18 protein-coding genes and 1 pseudogene are annotated in these 24,176 nt (G+C 52.4%); 13 read left to right on the top strand and 6 right to left on the bottom strand.

What is annotated here, in order from left to right; translation table 11 throughout:
- Positions 1 to 62: 62 nt before the first annotated feature.
- Together pntB and pntA are read right to left on the bottom strand one after the other, a co-directional pair.
- The gene (gene pntB, locus ACQG1K_RS09915; protein ID WP_022647939.1) at positions 63 to 1,451 is read right to left on the bottom strand and encodes a Re/Si-specific NAD(P)(+) transhydrogenase subunit beta; all 1,389 of its coding nucleotides are present in this window, start codon (positions 1,449 to 1,451) and stop codon (positions 63 to 65) included.
- A 10-nt stretch (positions 1,452 to 1,461) separates the two neighbouring features.
- On the bottom strand, positions 1,462 to 2,991 hold the full coding sequence (gene pntA, locus ACQG1K_RS09910; RefSeq protein WP_367075203.1) for a Re/Si-specific NAD(P)(+) transhydrogenase subunit alpha: 1,530 nt from the start codon (positions 2,989 to 2,991) through the stop codon (positions 1,462 to 1,464).
- 535 nt (positions 2,992 to 3,526) lie between these two features.
- Here pntA and ydgH point away from each other — a divergent pair.
- The 3 genes from ydgH to folM all read left to right on the top strand — a co-directional run bounded on the left by ydgH (position 3,527) and on the right by folM (position 6,801).
- Positions 3,527 to 4,471 (top strand): DUF1471 family protein YdgH, encoded by a 945-nt coding sequence (ydgH, locus tag ACQG1K_RS09905; RefSeq protein ID WP_022647937.1) that lies wholly within the window; start codon positions 3,527 to 3,529, stop codon positions 4,469 to 4,471.
- A 185-nt stretch (positions 4,472 to 4,656) separates the two neighbouring features.
- A complete protein-coding gene (locus tag ACQG1K_RS09900; protein WP_023306086.1) occupies positions 4,657 to 6,039 on the top strand; it encodes an amino acid permease in 1,383 nt (460 codons plus the stop codon).
- A 39-nt stretch (positions 6,040 to 6,078) separates the two neighbouring features.
- Positions 6,079 to 6,801: a dihydromonapterin reductase gene (folM, locus tag ACQG1K_RS09895; protein WP_022647935.1), complete on the top strand. Its 723-nt coding sequence runs from the start codon at positions 6,079 to 6,081 to the stop codon at positions 6,799 to 6,801.
- Here the strand turns inward: folM and ACQG1K_RS09890 are convergent.
- Positions 6,798 to 7,133: a GlpM family protein gene (locus ACQG1K_RS09890; RefSeq protein WP_022647934.1), complete on the bottom strand. Its 336-nt coding sequence runs from the start codon at positions 7,131 to 7,133 to the stop codon at positions 6,798 to 6,800. The two genes, folM and ACQG1K_RS09890, sit on opposite strands and share 4 nt — an antisense overlap.
- A gap of 127 nt (positions 7,134 to 7,260) precedes the next feature.
- Between ACQG1K_RS09890 and rstA the strand changes: the two genes are divergently transcribed.
- The 4 genes from rstA (at position 7,261) to tus (ending at position 11,414) form a co-directional block, all read left to right on the top strand.
- Positions 7,261 to 7,977, top strand: coding sequence for a two-component system response regulator RstA (gene rstA, locus ACQG1K_RS09885; protein ID WP_367075207.1), 717 nt, complete (start codon positions 7,261 to 7,263; stop codon positions 7,975 to 7,977).
- Between the two features lie 389 nt (positions 7,978 to 8,366).
- Positions 8,367 to 8,786 carry an anti-adapter protein IraM gene (iraM, locus tag ACQG1K_RS09880; RefSeq protein ID WP_048966459.1) on the top strand — a complete coding sequence of 140 codons (420 nt, stop codon included), beginning with the start codon at positions 8,367 to 8,369 and terminating at the stop codon, positions 8,784 to 8,786.
- 325 nt (positions 8,787 to 9,111) lie between these two features.
- A complete protein-coding gene (gene rstB, locus ACQG1K_RS09875) occupies positions 9,112 to 10,410 on the top strand; it encodes a two-component system sensor histidine kinase RstB (RefSeq protein WP_367075209.1) in 1,299 nt (432 codons plus the stop codon).
- Positions 10,411 to 10,484: 74 nt separating this feature from the next.
- The gene (gene tus / locus ACQG1K_RS09870; RefSeq protein WP_022647930.1) at positions 10,485 to 11,414 is read left to right on the top strand and encodes a DNA replication terminus site-binding protein; all 930 of its coding nucleotides are present in this window, start codon (positions 10,485 to 10,487) and stop codon (positions 11,412 to 11,414) included.
- Here tus and fumC read toward each other — a convergent pair whose 3' ends face one another.
- Entirely contained in the window at positions 11,415 to 12,809 is a 1,395-nt protein-coding gene (fumC, locus tag ACQG1K_RS09865) for a class II fumarate hydratase (RefSeq protein ID WP_058678012.1), read from the bottom strand.
- A gap of 139 nt (positions 12,810 to 12,948) precedes the next feature.
- Complete coding sequence (fumA, locus tag ACQG1K_RS09860; RefSeq protein WP_022647928.1) at positions 12,949 to 14,595, bottom strand: class I fumarate hydratase FumA; 1,647 nt, start codon at positions 14,593 to 14,595, stop codon at positions 12,949 to 12,951.
- Between the two features lie 199 nt (positions 14,596 to 14,794).
- On the opposite strand from fumA, the gene manA reads away from it, so the two are divergent.
- Together manA and ACQG1K_RS09850 are read left to right on the top strand one after the other, a co-directional pair.
- Positions 14,795 to 15,970, top strand: a complete 1,176-nt coding sequence (gene manA, locus ACQG1K_RS09855) for a mannose-6-phosphate isomerase (protein WP_032624354.1) — start codon at positions 14,795 to 14,797, stop codon at positions 15,968 to 15,970.
- Positions 15,971 to 16,069: 99 nt separating this feature from the next.
- Positions 16,070 to 17,596: a YdgA family protein gene (locus tag ACQG1K_RS09850; protein ID WP_022647926.1), complete on the top strand. Its 1,527-nt coding sequence runs from the start codon at positions 16,070 to 16,072 to the stop codon at positions 17,594 to 17,596.
- A 55-nt stretch (positions 17,597 to 17,651) separates the two neighbouring features.
- On the opposite strand, the gene ACQG1K_RS09845 is transcribed toward ACQG1K_RS09850, so the two are convergent.
- Positions 17,652 to 18,680 (bottom strand): Mal regulon transcriptional regulator MalI, encoded by a 1,029-nt coding sequence (locus ACQG1K_RS09845; protein ID WP_022647925.1) that lies wholly within the window; start codon positions 18,678 to 18,680, stop codon positions 17,652 to 17,654.
- A gap of 179 nt (positions 18,681 to 18,859) precedes the next feature.
- Here ACQG1K_RS09845 and malX point away from each other — a divergent pair.
- The 4 genes and pseudogenes from malX to ACQG1K_RS09825 form a co-directional block, all read left to right on the top strand.
- Positions 18,860 to 19,990: pseudogene (malX, locus tag ACQG1K_RS09840) on the top strand (PTS maltose transporter subunit IICB); the annotation flags it as partial.
- A gap of 85 nt (positions 19,991 to 20,075) precedes the next feature.
- Entirely contained in the window at positions 20,076 to 21,845 is a 1,770-nt protein-coding gene (locus ACQG1K_RS09835) for a recombinase family protein (RefSeq protein WP_214623872.1), read from the top strand.
- A 558-nt stretch (positions 21,846 to 22,403) separates the two neighbouring features.
- Positions 22,404 to 23,165: a lysozyme inhibitor LprI family protein gene (locus ACQG1K_RS09830; RefSeq protein WP_207383198.1), complete on the top strand. Its 762-nt coding sequence runs from the start codon at positions 22,404 to 22,406 to the stop codon at positions 23,163 to 23,165.
- A 275-nt stretch (positions 23,166 to 23,440) separates the two neighbouring features.
- On the top strand, positions 23,441 to 24,028 hold the full coding sequence (locus tag ACQG1K_RS09825) for a hypothetical protein (RefSeq protein WP_058670901.1): 588 nt from the start codon (positions 23,441 to 23,443) through the stop codon (positions 24,026 to 24,028).
- Positions 24,029 to 24,176 lie beyond the last annotated feature (148 nt).

The raw sequence follows: 24,176 nt of genomic DNA, 5'->3' as shown, positions 1-24,176 counted from the left end.
AATGGCTGACCGCAGAAATAAGAAAACCGCCCCCAGGGGCGGTTTGACAGGATGAAGCGGAATTAAAGAGATTTCAGAATCGCATCCACGCTGGCCTTGGCGTCGCCAAACAGCATGTGGGTGTTATCTTTAAAGAACAGCGGGTTCTGCACGCCAGCATAGCCGGTGTTCATAGAGCGTTTGAAGACAATGACGTTCTGCGCCTTCCACACTTCGAGAACAGGCATACCCGCAATCGGGCTGCGCGGATCGTCCTGCGCCGCCGGGTTAACGGTGTCGTTGGCGCCAATCACCAGCACGGTGTCGGTGTCGGCGAAATCATCGTTGATCTCGTCCATTTCCAGAACGATGTCGTAAGGCACCTTCGCTTCCGCCAGCAGCACGTTCATGTGGCCTGGCAGACGCCCCGCCACCGGGTGAATACCAAAGCGAACCTTGATACCGCGCGCGCGCAGTTTCTCGGTGATTTCCGCCACCGGATACTGCGCCTGCGCCACCGCCATGCCATAGCCCGGGGTGATGATAACGGAATGCGAGTTTTTCAGCATCTCTGCGGTGTCCTCCGCACTGATTTCACGGTGTTCACCCACTTCCTCATCAGAACCGGTTGATGAACCGTCAGAACCGAAGCCACCCGCGATGACGCTGATAAACGAGCGGTTCATCGCCTTACACATGATGTAAGACAGGATCGCACCGGAAGAACCGACCAGCGCACCGGTGACAATCAGCAGGTCGTTGCTCAGCATAAAGCCTGCTGCTGCCGCTGCCCAACCGGAGTAGGAGTTCAGCATGGAGACGACTACCGGCATATCTGCCCCGCCGATAGACGCCACCAGATGCCAGCCGAAGGCTAGCGCGATGATGGTCATCACCAGTAACGCCAGCACCTGCAAGCCTACGCTTTCGGTACGCACGAAGACCACCAGCAGCACAAAGGAAACGACCAGCGCCGCCAGATTCAGCTTGTGGCGGTTAGGCAGCATCAGCGGTTTGGAAGAGATCTTCCCGCGCAGTTTGCCGAACGCCACGATTGAGCCGGTGAAGGTCACCGCACCAATGAAGATGCCGAGGAACACTTCGGTCAGGTGGATGTTCACCAGAATCGGTTCCAGACCCGGTTCGTGGTACAGATAGCTGTTGAAGCCCACCAGCACCGCGGCCAGACCCACGAAGCTGTGCAGAATAGCAACCAGCTCCGGCATCTCGGTCATTTCAACGCGTTTTGCCAGACGAATACCAATCGCACCACCGATGATCATCGCCACCAGGATCCACGCCACGTTGCCGGTGTCCGGCCCAAAGATGGTGGCAATCAGCGCAATCGCCATCCCGGCGATACCAAAGTTATTTCCCTGCTGAGACGTTTCGTGTTTGGAAAGCCCCGCCAGACTGAAAATAAACAGGATTGCAGCAACAATGTATGCGGCTGTAACTAATCCTCCAGACATATGCTACCCCTTAGCCTTTACGAAACATTTTCAGCATGCGCTGAGTCACGGTGAAACCACCGAAAATATTGATACTGGCGATCAGCACTGCAATGAAGCTCAGGAAGCTGATCCAGCCGCCATGACCAATTTGCAGCAATGCCCCAACCACGATAATCCCGGAGATGGCATTGGTAACCGACATCAGCGGGGTATGCAGCGCATGGGAAACGTTCCACACGACGTAGTAACCCACCACGCAGGAGAGCGCGAAGACGGTGAAGTGGCCAAGGAACTCTTTTGGCGCGACGTCCGCCAGCCAGCCAAACAGGATAATGACCAGCGCCATGATGGCGTATTTGCGCCACGGCGACGCAGGTTTCGCTGGTTCTGCAGGCTCAGGCGCCGCTTTCTGCGCAGCCTGAGGCTGAGCGGAAACCTGTATCGGCGGTGCAGGCCAGGTGATTTCCCCTTCACGCACCACGGTCACGCCGCGCACCACCACATCATCAAAATCAACGGTGATGTTGCCGTCTTTCTCTTTGCAGAGCAGCTTCAGCAGATTAACGAGGTTCGTGCCGTACAGCTGAGAGGACTGGGTTGGCAGACGTCCTGGCAGGTCGGTATAACCGATCACCTTCACGCCGTTCGCGGTCGTCGTGACCTGATTTGGCACGGTATACTCACAGTTACCGCCGTTTTGCGCCGCCAGATCGACAATCACGCTGCCCGGCTGCATGGAATCCACCATCTCACGGGTGATCAGCTTCGGCGCCGGTTTACCCGGAATAAGCGCGGTGGTGACAATGATGTCCACCTCTTTTGCCTGCGCCGCAAAGAGCGCCATTTCCGCCTTAATAAAGGCTTCAGACATGACCTTCGCGTAACCATCACCGCTGCCCGCTTCTTCCTTGAAGTCCAGCTCAAGGAATTCGGCGCCCATACTCTGCACCTGCTCCTTCACTTCCGGCCGGGTATCAAACGCACGAACAATAGCGCCCAGGCTGTTTGCGGCCCCAATAGCGGCAAGACCTGCCACACCGGCACCAATTACCATCACCTTCGCGGGTGGTACTTTGCCTGCGGCCGTAATTTGACCGGTAAAGAAGCGACCAAACTCATGCGCAGCTTCGACAATGGCGCGATAGCCGGCAATGTTTGCCATAGAACTCAGCGCATCCAGAGACTGCGCGCGCGAAATACGCGGCACGGAATCCATCGCCATCACGGTGACACCGCGTGCCGCCAGCTTCTCCATCAGCTCCGGGTTTTGGGCTGGCCAGACAAAGCTCACAAGCGTCGTGCCCGCGTTCAGCAGTTCAATTTCACTCTCTTCCGGTGCGTTTACCTTCAGAATAATGGGTGATTGCCAGACCTCAGCACCGTCCACTACGTCCGCGCCAGCCTGAGTAAAGGCCTCGTCATCGAAACTCGCCAGTTTGCCCGCGCCGCTTTCAATCGCGACGGTAAAACCCAGTTTAAGCAGTTGCTCCACCGTTTTTGGTGTTGCCGCTACGCGGGTTTCATTGGCTAACCGTTCTTTTGGTACCCCAATACGCATAGTTTTCCCTTCCATCGGTTTGTGATGATGGTTTGTCGATAATTGCCCGCGGTTCGTATCAATTTTCACCATCGCGATAACGACGGAGAATGATTAACCCCGGAAAATAAAACAGTAACAAACTTTCTATAACCTACTGAAAATAGCGCCCGTGATCTACCGCCAGAAAACACTATTTCTTATTTTATCTGTGAAAAATAAGCGATCGGGCTCACTGACAGAGATATTTACCTTAAATTCGCCTTCAGGACCGATAAATCGCGCAAGCGAAGCGGTAAAAACATGATATAGCGCCATAAAAGAACAACTCATTAACATTAAATTAACTTGTAAAAGTCATATGCTTAATCAGTTTTTCTTGTGAAACGCCTGTTTTTTCCACATATCACAAAATGTTATCGAATTAGATCCTTTGCTGAGCACAGGCTGTGAAAAATGCCGCAGACAGCGACGGGTGTTAAATGCCATAATCGGAACCGTCTCAAATTAACAACAACACCAGTACATGGTTTGCGCAAGGCGAAGGATTATTTTTATGAAGCTTAAGAACACACTCCTGGCGTCCGCACTTCTTTCCGCGACCGCCCTGTCAGCGAATGCTGCGACAGAGTTGACGCCGGAGCAAGCGGCAGCGTTAAAACCTTTTGACCATACGGTCATTGTGGGTCGGTATAATTCCATTGGCGATGCCGTCGCCGCCGCATCAAAAGCCGCCGATAAAAACGGCGCTGCCTCGTTTTACGTTGTTGACCAGTCCGATCAGGGCAACAGCGGTAACCAGCGCGTGACTGTTGCGCTGTACAAAGAGAATGCCCCAAAGGCAGATGAACAGAAAAACCGCGTGATTAACGGCATTGTTGAACTGCCGAAAGATCAGGCTGTTCAGCTGGAACCGTATGACACCGTGACCGTTCAGGGCTTCTACCGCAGCCAGCCTGAAGTTAACGATGCCATCACCAAAGCCGCGAGAGAAAAAGGCGCTTACGCGTTTTATATCGTGCGTCAGGTTGATGCCAACCAGGGCGGAAACCAGCGCATTACCGCCTTCATCTATAAGCAAGATGCGAAAAAACGCGTAGTGCAAAGCCCGGATGCGATTCCAGCGGATTCAGAAGCCGGTCGTGCTGCGTTAGCAAAAGGCGGTGAAGAAGCGAAAAAAGTTGAAATTCCGGGCGTAGCAACGTCTGCGGCACCAAGCGCTGAAGTGGGTCGTTTCTTTGAAACCCAATCCACCAAAGGCGGTCGTTATACCGTTACGTTACCAGACGGCACGAAAATTGAAGAGCTGAACAAAGCCACTGCCGCGCAGATGGTGCCGTTCGACAGCATCAAGTTTACGGGCAACTATGGCAACATGACAGAAATCTCCTATCAGGTGGCGAAGCGTGCTGCGAAGAAAGGCGCGAAGTATTACCACATCACCCGCCAGTGGCAGGAACGTGGCAACAACCTGACCATCAGTGCCGATCTGTACAAGTAACAAAACGGTTTCATAAAGGCGGCGCAGTGCCGCCTTTTTTGTTACTTTTTTTCTGATTTCTGCCCCATGTCATTGCATGCATCCGTCACACTCCGTAAAATCCCGCGCCTTAGCGTGATCCACCATTTTTATGCGCCTTAGCGAAATAATTATTCTGGATTTGGACTTTTCATAACAGGAAGCCAATGGAAAAGAAACTTGGCCTGAGTGCGTTAACTGCACTTGTATTGAGCTCAATGCTGGGCGCGGGCGTATTCAGTTTGCCGCAGAACATGGCGGCCGTCGCCAGCCCGGCCGCATTACTAATTGGCTGGGGCATCACCGGCGTCGGGATTTTGCTGCTGGCGTTCGCCATGCTGCTGCTGACGCGTATCCGACCGGATCTGGACGGCGGAATATTCACTTACGCCCGTGAAGGTTTTGGCGAGCTGATTGGCTTCTGCTCCGCCTGGGGCTACTGGCTGTGCGCGGTGATCGCCAACGTCTCCTATCTGGTTATCGTCTTCTCGGCGCTCAGTTTCTTTACCGATACGCCCGAACTGCGCCTGTTTGGTGACGGCAATACCTGGCAGTCCATCGTCGGCGCCTCGGTGCTGCTGTGGATTGTTCACTGGTTGATTTTGCGCGGTGTTCAGACCGCGGCCAGCATTAACCTGGTGGCGACGCTGGCCAAGCTGGTGCCGCTTGGCCTGTTCGTCGTGCTGGCCTTCCTCGCCTTCCGTCTCGATGTCTTTACGCTCGATTTCAGCGGTATTGCGTTGGGCGTTCCCGTCTGGGAGCAGGTGAAAAATACCATGCTGATTACCCTGTGGGTGTTCATCGGTGTTGAAGGTGCCGTCGTGGTCTCTGCCCGCGCGCGTAACAAACGCGACGTGGGACGCGCCACGCTGCTGGCCGTCCTGGCGGCGCTGGGCGTTTATCTGCTGGTGACGCTGCTGTCGCTCGGTGTGGTGGCCCGCCCTGAACTGGCGGAGATGCGTAATCCGTCCATGGCCGGGCTGATGGTGAAAATGCTCGGTCCCTGGGGTGATGTGGTTATCGCGGCAGGTTTGATTGTCTCCGTCTGCGGCGCGTACCTGAGCTGGACCATTATGGCGGCGGAAGTTCCGTTCCTGGCCGCCACGCACAAAGCGTTCCCGCGCCTGTTCGCCCGTCAGAACAAAAACAGTGCGCCATCGGCCTCTCTGTGGCTCACCAACATCAGCGTGCAGGTCTGTCTGGTGCTGATCTGGCTCACAGGTTCGGACTATAACACGCTGCTGACCATCGCCTCCGAGATGATTCTGGTACCCTATTTCTTAGTGGGCGCATATCTGTTAAAAATTGCGACCCGCCCGGCACACTATGCGGTAGGCGTAGGTGCCTGTATTTACGGTCTATGGTTATTGTATGCTTCCGGCCCGATGCATCTGCTGCTGTCCGTGGTGCTCTACGCGCCAGGCCTGCTGGTGTTTATCTACGCTCGCCGTACGCATCAGCTTGATAATGCCCTTAAGCGCCGCGAAATGGCGTTGATAGGTTTGCTGTTAGTCGCTGCCGTACCGGCAACGTGGATGTTAATGGGATAGCGCCGCCTGTCCCATTGTTGAACTGAAAAGGAGATTACGATGGGACACACGCAGCAACGCCCAATATTGATCACTGGCGCAGGCCGTCGCATCGGCCTCGCCCTCGCCCATCACTTTCTCAATCTTCGCCATCCGGTTATCGTCAGTTACCGCACGGAATATCCCTCCATTGAAGGGCTACGACATGCCGGAGCCGTCTGCATTCAGGCGGATTTCTCCACGGATGAAGGTATTCTTGCTTTCGCGGAAAAAGTGAAATCGACCACCCCCGGGCTGCGGGCGGTTATTCACAACGCCAGTACCTGGCTTCCTGAAAAAGCAGGACATTCGCTCAGCGAAACGCTCGCCTGCATGATGCAGATCCACGTTAATGCGCCTTATCTGCTCAACCATGCCCTACAGGATCTGCTGCGCGGACACGGCCATGCCGCAGGCGACATTATCCATTTCACCGATTACGTGGTGGAGCGAGGCAGCGATAAACACATCGCCTACGCGGCCAGCAAAGCCGCGCTGGATAATATGACTCGCTCGTTCGCGCGCAAGCTGGCCCCCGAGGTAAAAGTCAACGCGATTGCCCCGGCGATGATTTTATTTAACGAGGGCGATGATGCCGAGTATCGTCAGCAGGCGCTTAACAAATCGTTGATGAAAATTGCGCCCGGCGAGAAAGAGGTGATCGACCTGATCGATTATCTGCTGACCAGCTGTTACGTCACGGGAAGGACGTTTGCCGTGGACGGTGGCCGCCCGCTGCGCTAGTGAAAGCGGCTCCAGAAGAAGATGAGCACCCAGGCGCTGAGGCTCCAGCAGACCACCGCCCCGCCCAGCGCCAGGGGCAGACGCAGAAAACCGGTGAAGTACCACAGCGACAGCAGATAAATGAAATACGGGATGATTGACCACATCCCGAATACAATGGTGGCACGCAGCGCCTCTATACCCCGCTCAGAGGCCACAATATAGTGCGCAATTAACGCAAAGGTGGGAAACAGCGGGATAAGCCCGGCAATGTAGTAGTTCTTCGTTTTAGCCAGCACCCCAATCAGCAGCACGACCAGCGCACCCAGCGCGGCTTTGATCAACAGCCCCATTCTTTTCCCTTAACAATCAAATAACATTCCCGTGCAGGATAACGGAACTCCGGCTAATTATGAAAGATTAATGGAAGGTTAAGGTTGTGCGGTGTATGTTGACGTTTTTCGCGATGACAGACGTAGTATGAATAAGATTGTTTATGTTGAAGATGAACCCGAAGTGGGTCAATTGATCGCCGCTTATCTGGGTAAACATGATATTGAAGTGGTTGTCGAACCTCGTGGCGATCGCGCTGAAGACGTCGTCACCCGCGAAAATCCGGACCTGGTGTTGCTGGACATTATGCTGCCCGGAAAAGATGGCATGACGCTTTGCCGGGATCTGCGCGCGAAGTGGGACGGCCCGATCGTGCTGCTGACCTCTCTCGACAGCGATATGAATCATATTCTGTCCCTTGAGATGGGCGCGAATGACTACATCCTGAAAACCACGCCGCCGGCGGTCCTGCTTGCCCGTTTGCGCCTTCATCTGCGTCAGCGTGCCAGCGCTGAGCGTGAAGCGCCTGCGCCCTCTTTAACGCCGCATAAGGCGATGCGGTTCGGCACGCTTTCTATCGACCCGGTCAACCGACAGGTTATGCTTTCCGGGGAGCTGATTGCGCTCTCAACCGCAGATTTTGACCTGCTGTGGGAGCTGGCAACTCATGCCGGGCAAATTATGGACCGGGATGCATTGCTGAAAAATCTGCGCGGCGTAAGTTACGACGGAATGGATCGTAGCGTTGATGTGGCGATTTCTCGCCTGCGAAAAAAACTGAAGGACAGCGCCACCGAGCCCTACCGCATTAAAACCGTACGTAATAAGGGCTACCTGTTTGCCCCGCACGCATGGGAAACCTGAAAAAAAACTACACAGTAAATTTCGAAAAATAACTTGCGATGCATCAGGATTGTTATCGGTATACGTCGTAAGTTTTGGATTATATGCATCGTTAGTCATGAAATATCCCTTGATCACATTCCTCTTACCTGTTCAATTTCGATGTGCATTTTTCGCGTAAACAAAAGTAGCTCTAATGTATTTCATTGCTATAGTACAATATATATTCAGCAGTTCAGGAACCATCATCGATCAAAAATCCGTCACTTAAATGCACATTGTGTTAAAAATGAACTTTACAATTTAATAAATTATTATCTTATCCTTATGAAAACAAAGGGGATATAGTTAGCATATAAATAATATCGATCTTTTTCAATAGCTTACGCGTTTGCAGAAATCTAATTCTCATGCTAAACCTTATACTCTCTCAATTATTTAATGAACGAGGTATAGCAATGTCATGGAGAGTCATTAGCTCGGTAATTTGTCCTAACACGGGAATCGTTTATTCAAGCATCTTGGGACTCAAGTTCTTGAAACTCATCATTTGGTATGAAAGCGATGTCTATTTGTACCCCGGCGATAGGATATATCCGACAAAGAATGGCGTCTTCATTAATGGTGTTTTCAAGCCAATATCGATATACAACATCTCCCCTTACAACGAGATGTTATGGAGTGAAATTAAAAACAAGATGGCCTGCCCATACAATCGAAACCAGGAAGAGGAGATATGTACCTACGCGGTGCATTGCAACGCGCGTAAGTGTCCGCATGGGTTTGCCACGAATCCACTGATTGTCAGCACAGTCAAATCCAGACATTAACGAATTTTTGTAATGTTCAGGTTACAAAGATAAGTATCTTTGTCGCACCGTTTGCGCCGGATACCTCTCACTGGTAAACGCCATAAATAAAGCCACCCGCAGGTGGCCTTTGTCATTGTTATTCTGATTCACAAATACTCTCAATCGCAAATAAACTCGTATAGCGAAGCGTAAACGGATTACCCGGGCATTGATGGAATAAAGCGATGCCGTGTTTTATTACCTTTCGACGATTACCCCTTTTCAACGCATCATGCCTGACTTGCGCCCATAGCGACCCTGCTGGTAAAAGACGTGTAGTGAAGCCCCTGTTTCGGTGAAATTAATGAAGAAGCTGTTTGTTCAGTTTTATTTACTGCTGTTTGTCTGCTTTCTGGTGATGACCATGCTGGTCGGGCTGGTCTATAAGTTCACCGCAGAGCGTGCGGGCAGACAATCCCTGGACGATCTGATGAAAAGCTCGCTCTACCTGATGCGTAGCGAGCTGCGCGAAATTCCTCCGCATGACTGGGCACGTACGTTAAAAGAGCTGGATCTGAATCTGTCGTTTGATCTGCGTATCGAACCCCTGAAGGATTTTGATTTAGCGCCGCCGGCGATGCAGCGTTTGCGCGATGGAGACATCGTCGCCCTGGACGAGAAATATACCTTCATTCAGCGTATTCCGCGCAGCCACTATGTCCTGGCCGTCGGGCCAGTGCCCTATCTCTATTACCTGCACCAGATGCGCCTGCTGGATCTCGCCCTGCTGGGCTTTATTGCCATCTCGCTCGCTTTCCCTGTATTCATCTGGATGCGACCGCACTGGCAGGACATGCTGAAACTGGAATCCGCCGCACAGCGTTTTGGGGAGGGTCATTTAACTGAACGCATACATTTCGACAGTGGTTCCAGTTTTGACCGTCTCGGTATTGCCTTTAACCAGATGGCCGATAACATCAACGCCCTGATTGCCAGCAAGAAGCAGCTTATCGACGGCATTGCGCATGAACTGCGCACTCCGCTGGTACGCCTGCGTTATCGCCTGGAGATGAGCGAGAACCTCACCGCCGCGGAATCGCAGGCCCTCAATCGGGATATTGGCCAGCTTGAAGCGCTGATTGAAGAGCTGCTGACCTATGCCCGCCTCGATCGGCCTCAGACGGAGTTGCACCTCAGTACGCCGGATCTTCCCGTCTGGCTACAGACGCATATTAACGATGTGCAGAGCGTTAACCCTCAGCGAAAACTGCTGACAGCCATTACCCCCGACGCGTACGGCGCGCTGGACATGCGCCTGATGGAACGCGTGCTGGATAATCTGATGAACAACGCCATGCGCTACAGCGAAACCACGCTGCGCATAGGTTTAGATTTGCAGGGGAGCCAGGCAATTCTTTGTGTGGAAGACGATGGCCCCGGTATTGAGCCAGCGGAGCGTGAAAAAGTTTTCGAGCCGTTTGTGCGCCTCGACCCCAGCCGCGACCGTGCTACCGGCGGCTGTGGTCTGGGGCTGGCTATTGTCCGTTCTATTGCCCAGGCGATGGGCGGTTCGGTTCGCTGCGAAGCGAGCGAGCTGGGCGGGGCCCGGTTCGTCTTTAGCTGGCCGATCTATCACAACATTCCTCTTCCCATACCTGCCTGAACTAAACCGCACGCTGGCCTGACCCGGCGTGTTGTGCTATATCAGTAGTATGTTGTAACTAATTAAGGGCTATTATGGCGACTTACGATCTCATCGAAAGGCTTAACACCACATTTCGGGAAATAGAGCAGGCGTTACTGACCCTGACGGCGCAACTACAGGGCTGCCGCCTGCTAGCCGCCCGCGTCTTTTCCCTGCCCGAGGTGGCGAAAGGCGCGGAACACGACCCGCTGAACACCATTGAGGTAACGCAGCATATCGGTAAAGTGGCGCTGGAACTGACGTTGCAGCACTATCGCCGCCTTTTCATCCAGCAGCAATCCGAAAATCGCAGCAGTAAGGCCGCCGTTCGCCTGCCCGGCGTCATCTGTCTGCAAACGGATACCGCAACGCGTGAAGCCATTGAGGCGCAAATTACGCATATTAATACGCTGAAAGCCGCCTTCGAGAAAATCGTGACCGTTGAGTCCGGGCTGGCACCGGCTGCCCGTTTTGAATGGGTGCATCGCCAGCTTCCGGGGCTGATCACCCTGAATGCTTACCGCACGCTGACGGTACTGCGCCACCCCGCCACGCTGCGCTTCGGCTGGGCCAACAAGCACATCATTAAAAACTTCACGCGCGACGAGATCCTGGCTCAGCTGGAGAAAAGCCTGAAATCGCCGCGAACGGTCGCCCCGTGGTCGCGGGAACAGTGGATTGAACGGCTGGAGCAGGAGTACCACAGCATTGCCTCCCTGCCGGCTGATACCCGTCTTAAAATAAAGCGTCCGGTGAAGGTGCAGCCTATCGCTCGTGTCTGGTATGCCGGACAGCAAAAGCAGGTGCAATACGCCTGCCCGACACCGCTGATTGCGCTCTACGATGCCGATCAGGGTGCGGTGGTGCCGGATATCGGAGAACTGCTGAACTACGATGCTGAAAACGTTCAGCATCGCTATAAACCCCAGGCGCAGCCGCTACAGCTGATTATCCCGCGGCTGCACCTGTATGTGGCGCAGTGATTACCTGATGCTGCCCACCATCGCTTCCGGGCGGACCCAGGCATCAAACTCGGCGTCCGTCAGGTAGCCCAGCGCCAGCGCAGAGGCTTTCAGGGTAAGCCCCTCTTTGTGCGCTTTTTTAGCGATTTCGGCCGCTTTGTCATAACCAATATGGGTGTTTAGCGCCGTGACCAGCATCAGGGACTCATTCAGCAGCTGGCTGATTCGCTCGCGATTAGGCTCAATGCCCACCGCGCAGTGCTCGTTAAAGCTCTCCATGCCATCGGCCAGCAGACGAATCGATTGCAGTACGTTGTGGATCACCATCGGGCGATAGACGTTAAGCTCGAAGTTACCCGACGCGCCGCCCATGTTGACCGCAACGTCATTACCCATCACCTGACAGCACAGCATGGTCATGGCTTCGCACTGCGTCGGGTTTACTTTACCCGGCATAATGGAGCTACCCGGCTCGTTTTCCGGAATGCTGATTTCGCCGATGCCGCAGCGCGGGCCGGAGGCCAGCCAGCGCACGTCGTTGGCGATTTTCATCAGCGAGGCTGCCAGCCCTTTCAGCGCGCCATGGGTATGGACCAGCGCATCACAGGTCGCCAGCGCTTCGAATTTATTCGGGGCGGTAACAAACGGCTGCCCGGTGATCTTCGCCAGCTCTTCGGCCACACGCACCGCGTACTCGGGATGGGTGTTTAACCCGGTGCCAACCGCCGTTCCGCCGAGCGCCAGCTCCGCCAGATGCGGCAGGCTGTTGTCTATATGCTTAAGATTGTGCTCCAGCATCGCCACCCAGCCGGAGATCTCCTGGCCAAGCGTCAGCGGCGTGGCGTCCTGCAGGTGCGTACGACCAATTTTTACAATGTCGCTGAAAGCCTGCGCTTTCTCGCTAAGCGTAGATTTGAGCGCGTTGAGCTGCGGGATAAGCTGCTCGCGGATAGCGATGACGGCCGCCACGTGCATGGCCGTCGGGAACACGTCGTTGGAACTCTGGCTTTTATTCACGTCATCGTTCGGGTGAACCTTCCGCTCCATGCCGCGTACGCCGCCAAGCAGCTCGCTTGCGCGGTTCGCCAGCACCTCGTTCATGTTCATGTTGCTCTGGGTGCCTGAGCCGGTCTGCCAGATGGCAAGGGGGAATTCGTCGGGATGTTTGCCCGCCAGCACTTCGTCGGCGGCATTGATGATGGCCGAGGCTTTATCGGCATCCAGCAGGCCCAGATCCTGATTGACTTTGGCGGCAGCGCGTTTGGTCAACGCCAGCGCCTGGATTAGCGAGACGGGCAGTTTCTCTGTCGAAATGCGGAAATGCTCCAGCGAACGCTGGGTTTGCGCGCCCCATAGCTTGTCGGCCGGGACGTCGATGGCGCCCATGGAGTCTTTCTCTCGGCGATGCATTGTCATTACTTACTCCTTGATAACAAAGATGGGATTGCTCACATGCTTAAGAGATAAGTATTGATGACTTCTGAGAAACGTTATGGCGCTTTGTGCGCTCTTTTTGATGTCGGGTGGCGTCAGCGCCACCCGGCAATTTACAGAATTACTTCACACACGCCGAACACTGGGAAGACTGGATCTGTTTGAAGAAGTCGTTACCTTTGTCATCCACAAGAATGAACGCCGGGAAGTCTTCCACTTCAATTTTCCAGATCGCTTCCATACCCAGTTCCGGGTACTCCACGCACTCCAGGCTCTTGATACTGCCCTGTGCCAGCACCGCTGCCGGGCCGCCGATGCTGCCGAGGTAGAAGCCGCCGTGCTTGTGGCACGCGTCCGTCACCTGCTGGCTGCGGTTGCCTTTCGCCAGCATGATCATGCTGCCACCGTTGGCCTGCAACTGGTCGACGTAGGAGTCCATACGGCCCGCCGTCGTTGGGCCTAACGAGCCGGAAGCATACCCATCAGGCGTTTTTGCCGGGCCTGCGTAGTAGATCGGGTGATCTTTAATGTACTGCGGCAGCCCTTCACCGTTGTCCAGGCGCTCTTTCAGCTTCGCATGGGCGATGTCGCGGCCCACGATAATCGTCCCGTTCAGGGAAAGGCGCGTTGAAACCGGATACTGCGAAAGCTGCGCCAGGATCTCCTTCATCGGACGATTCAGGTCAACGCGTACCGCTTCGCCCTCACCCGCTTTACGCAGTTCTTCAGGGATGTATTTGCCCGGGTTGTTCTCCAGCTTTTCGATCCAGATGCCGTCGCGGTTGATCTTCGCTTTGATGTTACGATCCGCAGAGCACGACACGCCCATCCCCACTGGACAGGATGCACCGTGGCGCGGGAGGCGGATCACGCGAATGTCATGCGCGAAGTATTTGCCGCCAAACTGCGCGCCCAGCCCCAGATTCTGCGCTTCGGCCAGCAATTCCTGCTCAAGCTGCACGTCGCGGAACGCCTGACCATGTTCGTTACCTTCCGTTGGCAGGCCATCGTAGTATTTGGTTGAGGCCAGCTTAACGGTTTTCAGGGTGCTTTCAGCAGACGTACCGCCAATCACAAACGCGATATGGTACGGCGGGCAGGCCGCAGTGCCAAGGGTGCGCATCTTCTCAACCAGATAGTTCTTCAGCTTGCCCGGGGTAAGCAGCGCTTTGGTTTCCTGGTAAAGATAGGTTTTGTTGGCTGAACCGCCGCCTTTGGCGATGCAGAGGAATTTGTACTCGTCACCGTCGACACTATAGAGGTCAATCTGCGCAGGCAGGTTGGTGCCGGTGTTCACCTCTTTGTACATATCCAGCGCCGCGTTTTGCGAATAGCGCAGGTTATCTTCGGTGTAGGTATTGTAGACGCCGCGCGCCAGCGCCGCTTCGTCACCGCCGCCGGTCCAGACGCGCTGGCCTTTTTTACCGGTGATAATCGCCGTGCCGGTGTCCTGGCAGGTCGGCAGAATGCCTTTCGCCGCGATATCAGAGTTACGCAGGAATTGCAGGGCAACGTACTTGTCGTTCTCGCTGGCTTCCGGGTCGCTCAAAATATCGGCAACCTGCTGCTGATGCGCCGGACGGAGCATAAAGGAAGCATCGTGGAAGGCTTGCTGCGCCAGCAGCGTCAGCGCCTGCGGGTCAACTTTGAGGATCTCCTGCCCTTCAAACTCAGAGACAGAAACGTAATCGCGGGTTAACAGGTAATACTCGGTCCGATCCTGACTGAGGGGGAAAGGATCCTGATAATGGAAGGGTTTATTCGACATTGTTCTCTCACTTACTGCTTCGGTCTGTTTATTCAGGGCAGATGTTCCGCTGCCCGGCTTAAAAGCGAGTCAGCTTATCCTACACAATTTTTTAACAAAAACTGAGACTAGTACGACTTTTTACATCCGCAGGTTACTTCCATTCGGTTTATTGCTTTAATACGCGAAGTTAATTCCACATATGAATCAGGGCTTGATAATGCAAAAACTCATCAACTCAGTGCAAAACTACGCCTGGGGAAGTAAAACTGCGTTAACGGATCTCTACGGTATCGCCAACCCGGACAACCTGCCGATGGCAGAGCTGTGGATGGGCGCGCACCCGAAGAGCAGCTCAAAAATTGAAGATGCCAGCGGCCAGGTGCGCAGCCTGCGTGATGTCATCGATGCCGACAAAGCTGCGCTGCTCGGCGATAAAGTGGCGAATCGTTTTGGTGAGCTGCCTTTTCTGTTCAAGGTATTGTGCGCCGACCAGCCGCTCTCCATTCAGGTTCACCCGAACAAAAAAGCCTCTGAGCTGGGCTTTGCCAAAGAAAATGCCGCCGGTATTCCGTTAGACGCCGCAGAGCGTAACTACAAAGATCCTAACCACAAGCCGGAACTGGTTTTCGCCCTTACCCCTTTCCTGGCGATGAATGCCTTCCGCGAGTTTTCCGAGATCATCTCCCTGCTGCAACCGGTCGCTGGGGCTCACAACGCGATCGCCCACTTCCTGGAAAACCCGAACGCAGAAGCCCTGAGCGCGTTGTTTGCCAGCCTGCTGAATATGCAGGGCGAGGAAAAATCCCACGCGCTGGCGGTGCTGAAAGCCGCGCTGAACGACCAGCAGGGTGAGCCATGGGACACCATTCGCGTAATTTCCGCGTTTTATCCGGACGACAGCGGCCTCTTCTCTCCGCTGCTGCTGAACGTGGTGAAGCTCAACCCGGGCGAAGCAATGTTCCTGTTCGCTGAAACCCCGCACGCCTACCTGAACGGCGTGGCACTGGAGGTGATGGCTAACTCCGATAACGTACTGCGCGCGGGCCTGACGCCAAAATACATCGACATCCCTGAGTTGGTTGCCAACGTGAAGTTCGTGGCGAAACCTGCTGCGGAGCTGCTTACTCAGCCGGTGAAAAACGGCGCAGAGCTGGACTTCCCGATTCCGGTTGACGATTTTGCCTTCTCCCTGCATGACCTCAGCGCAGACGAAACCGCCATTGCACAGGAGAGCGCCGCGATCCTGTTCTGTGTGGAAGGCGAAGCGACGTTGCATAACGGTAGCGAGCGTCTGCTGCTTAAACCGGGGGAGTCCGCTTTTGTCCCGGCAAACGAGTCGCCTGTCTTCGTGAGCGGCACTGGTCGCCTGGCGCGCGTTTTTAATAAGCTTTAGGGACTTACTGAATTTTTTAACAACTCTTGCTAAGCTAGTAACAGGCGTTGTAACACCAGGCGGTTTTAACCGCCTGGTTTCATTTTAGGGATAATCGCAATGAAAAAATCGGTCGTAGCGGTAGGAGTGATTGTTGCTTTAGGCGTGATCTGGACGGGTGCTTCCTGGTATACCGGGAAACAGCTGGAAAGCCGTCTGGCAGAGATGATGGCGCAGGCAAACAGCGAGATTAAGCGCAGCGCGCCTGAAGCAGGCCTGGAGCTGAGCTACCAGAACTACCAGCGTGGCGTCTTTACCAGCCATATGCAGGTGGTGGTGAAGCCGGTAGCGGGCAATCAGAACGCCTGGCTGAAACCGGGCCAGAGCGTGGTACTGGATGAAGTGGTCAGCCACGGTCCGTTCCCGCTGGCACAGTTGAAAAAGTTTAACCTGATCCCCTCTATGGCATCCGCCAGAACCGTACTGGTAAATAACGAGGTGACGAAGCCAATTTTCGATATGGCGAAAAATGAGTCGCCGTTCGAGATCAATACCCGCATCAGCTATGCCGGTGATACGCGTTCCGACATCGACCTGAAAGCCCTGAATTACGAACAAGGCACCGATAAAGTCGCCTTCAGCGGCGGTAATTTCCAGCTTGATGCCGATCGCGACGGCAAGAATGTCTCTCTGACCGGCGATGCCGCCAGCGGCCTGGTGAATTCAGTCAATGAATATAACCAGAAGGTTCAGCTCACCTTTAACAACCTGAAAGCCAGCGGCAATAGCCGTATGACCGATTTTGACGAGCGTATTGGCGATCAGAAGCTGAGCCTCGATAAGATCGCCATTGCGATTGAAGGTAAAGAGATGGCAGTGCTGGAAGGCATGGATCTGGACGGCAAGTCTGACGTTTCCAAAGACGGTAAAAGCATCAACACCCAGCTGGATTACAGCCTGAAAAGCCTGAAAGTACAGAATCAGGACCTGGGTACCGGCAAGCTGTCACTGAAAATTGGCAACATTGACGGCCAGGCATGGCACGAATTTAGCCAGAAATACAGCAAAGAGAGCCAGGCTCTGCTGACCGATGCCGCCCTGCAACAGAACCCGCAGGCGTACCAGCAGCAGGCGATGGCCGTGCTGTTTAATAACCTGCCGATCCTGCTGAAAGGCGAGCCGGTAATTACCGTTGCGCCACTGAGCTGGAAAAACGACAAAGGCGAAACCAACTTCAACCTGTCGCTGTTCCTGAAGGATCCGGCGGCCGCGACCGGCGAGCCGCAGACCCTGGCGCAGGAAGTTGACCGCAGCGTGAAATCGCTCGACAGCAAGCTGACCATCCCGATGGATATGGCAACCGAGTTCATGACGCAGATTGCGAAACTCGAAGGGTATGGTGAAGAAGATGCAGGTAAACTGGCAAACCAACAGGTGAAAGGCCTGGCGGCGATGGGCCAGATGTTCCGCATCACGAAGGTGGAAGACAACACCATTTCCACCAGCCTGCAATATGCTAATGGCCAGGTAACGCTCAACGGCGACAAAATGCCGCTGGAAGATTTTGTCGGCATGTTTGGTATGCCGACGCTGGGCATTCCGGCACCGGCTGAACCGGCTGCGCCGCCGGCAGTACCGCAGCAGTAAATGAAAAACCCCTCGCATGAGGGGTTTTTTATTGCCGGGCGATGTGCAGCGGAGATTACTTCACCGTCACTAACCGCGCCGCCACAATCTGATGCCCGGCCTGCACGTCCGTATTTTCAATACGCTGCATAATTCGGTCTGCCAGGGTGTACCCCATTTCACGAGCCGGCGTCGTCGCCCAGACGATGGGGAGATCGTCTAGCGCATTTTCACCGACATCCGCAAATGCCCCCAGCGCCACCTGATGGCCGAAGAACGTTTCTACCCCGCCCTCACCGCTCTGGCGTCCGGCGCGGATCAAGCCGAACCACGCCCCCATCGCAATCACATCGTTATAGCAAATCACCGCGCTGATTGTCGGGCTGTTGCGAAGCAACGTGCCGATGGCTTCGGCGGCTTTTTTCTGGCTGGACTCACACTCCACCACCCATTCGCTGTGAAACGGCAGGCCGTATTTGATGAGCGTGGAGCAGTAACCGCCCACCCGCTCCGCACGCGTCAGGGACGAGCTTTTACCGCCGAGCCAGGCGATGCGCTGATGGCCGCGATGAATAAGATGCTCGGTCAGCATTTGCGCGGCCTGCATGTTATCCGGCCGAAGGGTATCGGCTTCGTCGAGATAGCTGGCGCGTGACGCAAACACCAGCGGTACGCCTTTCTGCGCCGCGCGCTCACACAATTCACTGCCCACACCGGACGCGCCGGCCACGATCACCCCATCCACCCCTTGCGTCAGCAGCATATCCAGCCTGGAGAGCAGTTGCTCCGGTTCGCGCCCACCGTGGAGCAGGAAAACCATTCGTCCCTGCGCTTCAAGCGCCTCGGTAAGCCCGGCGGTCAGTTCTGCATAAAACGGCGACGCGAGGTCGCGAACAATCAGCCCTATCACCCCGCTTTGCCCACCGCGCAGCGCCGACGCCTGGCGATTACGCACAAAGCCCAGTTGCTCAACGGCCTCGTTGACGCGCTGACCCGTAGCAGGAGAGATGCGCCCCTTCCCGCTCAATACCAGCGAAACGGTGCTGACGGAAACCCCCGCCGCCAGCGCGACATCGTTGATGGTGATCTTTTTCGCTACAGCCATGTGGTGGCGTGACTCCTTGATAATGAGATCGCTAAAACGTTTTATCAATACGTTATCTTTATACTACCAGTAAAAGCCTGAGAATGTGATTTAGCGCGCACTAAAGTTTGATAAAACGTTTTATCTTCTCGCCCCATCGCGGTCGTTAAATCTCTTTCTACCATTTAAGGAGTCGTTTTATGACGACGAAAGCAGCACAAAAAATATCGCTGTGGGAGTTTTTCCAGCAACTGGGCAAAACATTTATGCTGCCCGTGGCGCTTCTCTCTTTTTGCGGGATCATGCTGGGGATCGGCAGCTCGTTAAGCAGCCATGACGTCATTACTCTAATCCCTTTCCTCGGAAATCCGGTACTGCAGGCGATCTTCATCTGGATGAGCAAGGTCGGCTCTTTTGCCTTTAGCTTCCTGCCGGTAATGTTCTGTATCGCCATTCCTCTGGGTCTGGCGCGGGAAAACAAAGGCGTGGCGGCGTTTGCGGGCTTCGTTGGCTATGCGGTCATGAACCTTGCGGTTAACTTCTGGCTGACCGCCAAAGGGATCCTGCCGACGACCGACGCGGCGGTACTGAAAGCCAATAACATTCAGAGCGTGATTGGTATTCAGTCCATCGATACCGGGATCCTTGGAGCCGTGATCGCGGGAGTGATCATCTGGATGCTGCACGAGCGCTTTCATAACATCCGCCTGCCCGATGCGCTGGCCTTCTTCGGCGGCACCCGCTTTGTGCCAATCATCACGCTGGTTGTGATGGGTCTGTTTGGTCTGATCATCCCTCTGATTTGGCCGGTTTTTGCCATGGGGATCACCGGTATTGGCCGCATTATCAACGGCGCGGGTGATTTCGGCCCGATGATTTTCGGTACGGGTGAACGTCTGCTGCTGCCATTTGGTTTACAGCACATCCTGGTTGCCCTGATCCGCTTTACTGAAGCAGGCGGCACTATGGACGTTTGCGGTCATTCCGTTAGCGGCGCGCTGACCATCTTCCAGGCCCAGCTGAGCTGCCCGACCACGCACGGCTTCTCTGAAAGTGCGACGCGTTTCCTCTCTCAGGGAAAAATGCCTGCCTTCCTCGGCGGCCTGCCGGGCGCTGCGCTGGCGATGTACCACTGCGCCCGTCCGGAAAATCGTCATAAAATTAAAGGCCTTCTGATCTCCGGCGTTATTGCCTGCGTGGTGGGCGGTACGACAGAACCTATTGAGTTCCTGTTCCTGTTCGTGGCACCGGTGCTGTACCTCATCCACGCCGTACTGACAGGCCTGGGCTTTACCGTGATGGCTGTGCTCGGTGTGACCATCGGTAACACTAAAGTAAAATACACCTCATTAAGAATTGAGGCGTAAAAACAGCTATACCTGTCGCCCCAATGGATTACCAAGGAGGTGATGACCAATGTCTGCACATGTTACAATCTTAAGAAATACAGTACTTCCAGTGAAATTCAATACCATGAATCGTCCACGCTTATATTCATATATCCGTTACTCCAGCGAACGACAAGGTAAAGGTAGTTCGATTGAGCGTCAGAAGAGCTACATTGCTGAAATGGCAAAACAGATTGCTACTGAGTACGATCTGGAGATTTTCGAGGAATACCAAGATTTAGGGGTATCCGCGTACAAGGGTAAAAACGTTCAGGAAGGAGCTTTATCGGATTTCATAGACCAAGTTGAATCCGGTTTGATCCCAAAGGGGTCTTTCCTCTTGATTGAATCCCTTGATCGCTTCTCACGCCAGAACGCCATGCAAGCGGTTAACCTTTTCACCAGCTTATTACTTAATGGCATCACGGTAATTACCGGGATTGATAAACAGGTTTACAGACAGACTGAAGTAAACACCGAGACATTGCAGCAACTGATGTTTAGCGTGATGTTGTTCAGCCGTGCAAACGAAGAAAGTTCAACCAAATCACACCGCACCATTGCAAGTGCTCTGTCCAAGATCAGACGTCACCAGGAACGGAAACCAGGTGATCCTGTAGTCGCAATTAAAGAGTTAGGGTCGGATAAATGGTGGACAGATTCAAGTACTGGATATGTCAATCCGCATCCAGTCCTGTTCCCCATAGCAAAAAAAATTATCCAGTTAAAACAAGACGGTTGGTCAAATCGGATGATCCTTCAACATCTGAAAAACAACTACGATGGACCGGTTATTGGCAACAAAAAATCAAAAGGTATATGGAATATGCAGCATTGTTCCAGAATCCTTGAACCTGCCATTTATGGACGAAAAGTAATCACTGTAAACAATGCAGAATACGTTCTGGATGATTATTACCCTGCGATCATCAGCAAAGATGAATATGAAGCGTTAAAGCTCCAAGTTGGAAACAAAGGATTTGCCCCGAATCGCGAGAGTAATCCAGAAATACCATTACTTTCCGGTATTGGTATTTTGCACTGTGCGCACTGCTCATGTTACATGGTTAAGGCTAAATCAACCCTTAAAAACCATCCACATGCTTACCGTTACCAATGTGCATCCAGAGATTTACATCAAGATTGTAATAAGTGGGGATTCAGGGCAAGCACCCTTGAAAGGACGATTTTACAACTGATAGCCGATAGAATATTCTTACAGACGAAATATCAACCATCTGGTTTAGAAGGGAAAATAGCGGACATACAATCGCAAATTGAGAACTATGTATTGGCTATAGGTTCAGCTAAAAGCCCTGCGATCATTAATAGCCTCACTTCGCAAATTGATCAACTAGAACAAGAAAAACAAAGTCTGATAGTGGAAAAAAGACTATACGATGAATCAATCGTGCAAATGAACACTGAAGGTTGGGACAAGTTCAGGAAGTTTGACATTGATGACGCACTTAACCCTTTACGCACAAAAATAAGGGCAAACATTAAGACCGTTATTATGCGCGTAGATTGCTCCAGAATAGATAAGAAACACAACTTGTTTACCATCACATACCGCGATCAGCATAAACAGCGTATCGTTATCGAAAACAACTCAGGCTGGAAGAAGGGTAAGATTTATGTTGAAGCGCAGACTATCAACGATATTCAAATTCTTGAATCTGAAGGTTTGATACTGCATGACCATATTGACATATTGATCAACCGAGACAAGTTCATGACGGAAGCGAAAAAACGACTAGATCATCCCCGAACACTGATCGATGAACTGACGGAATAAAGGTAAGTGTTAGTGCCATTGTAAAATTGCCCCACAGAAATGTTAGCGTAATCCATCGCTATATAGCCATGAATCGCTCTGTATCTTGTCAGAGCGATTAAAGCAGACTTCAGGCATCGTTCAATATAAAACCCCCGTAAAACTTGATACAGAGCGTTGTAGAGCAAGGGTTCAAAATTACATCGTATTCATTCTGTCTACGAACTATACTTATTGCACCGCTCCTTATCGAAACACCTCTATGGTTGCCGGAAACCCCGCACAAAGTAGATTGTTATGTCTTTCAATCGCAGTATTCAAGACTAACCGCTGCCCGCCGCCCGACGTTAACACCAAGCATATGAACCATTTTAAAACCCTTTAAAAACAATACCCTTCGCATCTTCCCCCTCTTCTCCCCATGTTAATAGATCGTTTTTACAGATCAATTATACGATATTGATAGATTTCATAGATCAATGTAAGATCATGATTCTTCGGTTAGTGTTTCTCGTAAACAAGACTCACGGAATGAATACTCTGTCCACGATGGAGTGCGAAAGAAAGAAGGTATCCAGAATGACAATTCTTATTAAAACGTTAAAAATCATGGCGTCAGGTGTTGTTTTCGTTTCAGGTTTAACCACCGCCTCCAGTACCGTGTATTTCTTGCCAGAGGCAAAATCAATGGGTGTCGCCAGCAGCGACAAAAACGCACTGATGTTTCTCGGGATGGACAGGGATGTAAATCTGAAGGGAATATGCTTCGCGATGACAAAGCAATCATCATCAATCGTTCCGCTGGTAGATATCACTGCTACAACTGATAACGGCAGATTCACGATGCACGGGTTACGCCCTAATGTCAGTGATTCTAAAGAAGTCGCTTGTTCCTTCGGGTCTGACGCTGGTGATTTCTTGACTGCCATTTCGAAGTCAACAACCGTTAACGTGAAGCTGGACTTCAATGGCGAGATCCGCAATTACAGTTTCGACACTACAGAGTTCGGAAAGGTATTGACTGCGAATGGGCAAGCCGTGGGGGAAAAAGCAGCTAAAGACTACGCTCAGGGAGTAAGGGCACCCGTTTTGTATGATACCAATCACGAAGCCCCTAAAAACAATGCAGAAAAATCAAAGGACGATACACATAGTTTTAAAGCAAGCGATGATAAACTTAATTCAGTCTGGAAAAATCTTAGCCCTGATACACGTAAACGCTTGCTCCCTGCGCAAAGAGAATGGATAAAGAAAAAATCCCAATGCAATAATGAAGAGGCATGTCTTACCCACATGACGGAAAATCGAATTCGTGAACTGGAATCTGAAAATGGAAAATAATCCATCAATATTACCCTTAAACACCAGCTCACTTCATTCTGTGGCTAAAGAGGATACAAAGGACAATATTCAACCATTGTACTTCGCAGATAAAGCAATCATCGAATAATGGAAAGAAAAACGCACCCACGTCATAAATGATGTACAACAAAACCAAAGTCAATTCGATTTACCCACTTTGCATTATGATAATAGTATCAACGTCCCAGAAGACATCTTTGATGCTTCTGGGTGCATCAAACATAAATGTTAAACCTACTAAAGGGAAGTAGATCATGAAATTATCGGAAACAGCACGTTGGTCAATATTCGGAGTGATAGCCGCAGTAGTATTAATATCCGCGTGGCTATCAAGAGATCCGAATAAGGTAATCAAGCAAGCAGCGGAACAAGCCGCAATACAAGCCGCAGAAGACCAACACGAAAAAATGCTTCAGGATCGTCGTGAAAGTGGATTCGTTGAAAAGGTCGACTACACAAACGCATTTGGTGATGTCACAACGCGTTCTGTAAGCGTGTTGGGACGCACGAAAGGAACAATGCTCACAATCAGACGTGAAGGAACAGGAAAGCTCTTAGACGTGTGTTTCAGTGCGATTACTAACGATAAAAAGCGTGAACTTTTCGCCCCATACTTTTCTACCACCGTTTATGTGAAATTCGATGGTGGAGAAACAAAGGAGTTTAGCGCAAGCAGAGGAATCACCGAAGATTTTCTGTGTATATCCTCTCCTCAGAAGTTTCTTTTTGAAATGAGCCACGCCAATCTAATGCAAGTCCAGTTAATCTTTCTGGATCACTACTCCAAAGTTCCAGAAGTCCATGAATGGAACCTGAAACAATATAATGCGATGTTCAAATAATAAACAACCAAATAACATTAAAGCTGTAATGCACTTGAATTTTTTGGGTTTGAATTAACACATCGACGGGAGCAAAGCTTCATGTACATTACAAATGATTCTTGATGCGAGTGTTAAAACTTCATATGAAAGTCGTAACAACGAATAG

The organism is Enterobacter cloacae complex sp. 402C9, assembly GCF_050030745.1.
In the GTDB taxonomy this organism is placed as follows: Bacteria; Pseudomonadota; Gammaproteobacteria; order Enterobacterales; family Enterobacteriaceae; genus Enterobacter; species Enterobacter intestinihominis.
This window is presented reverse-complemented; position numbering and strand designations above follow the sequence as displayed.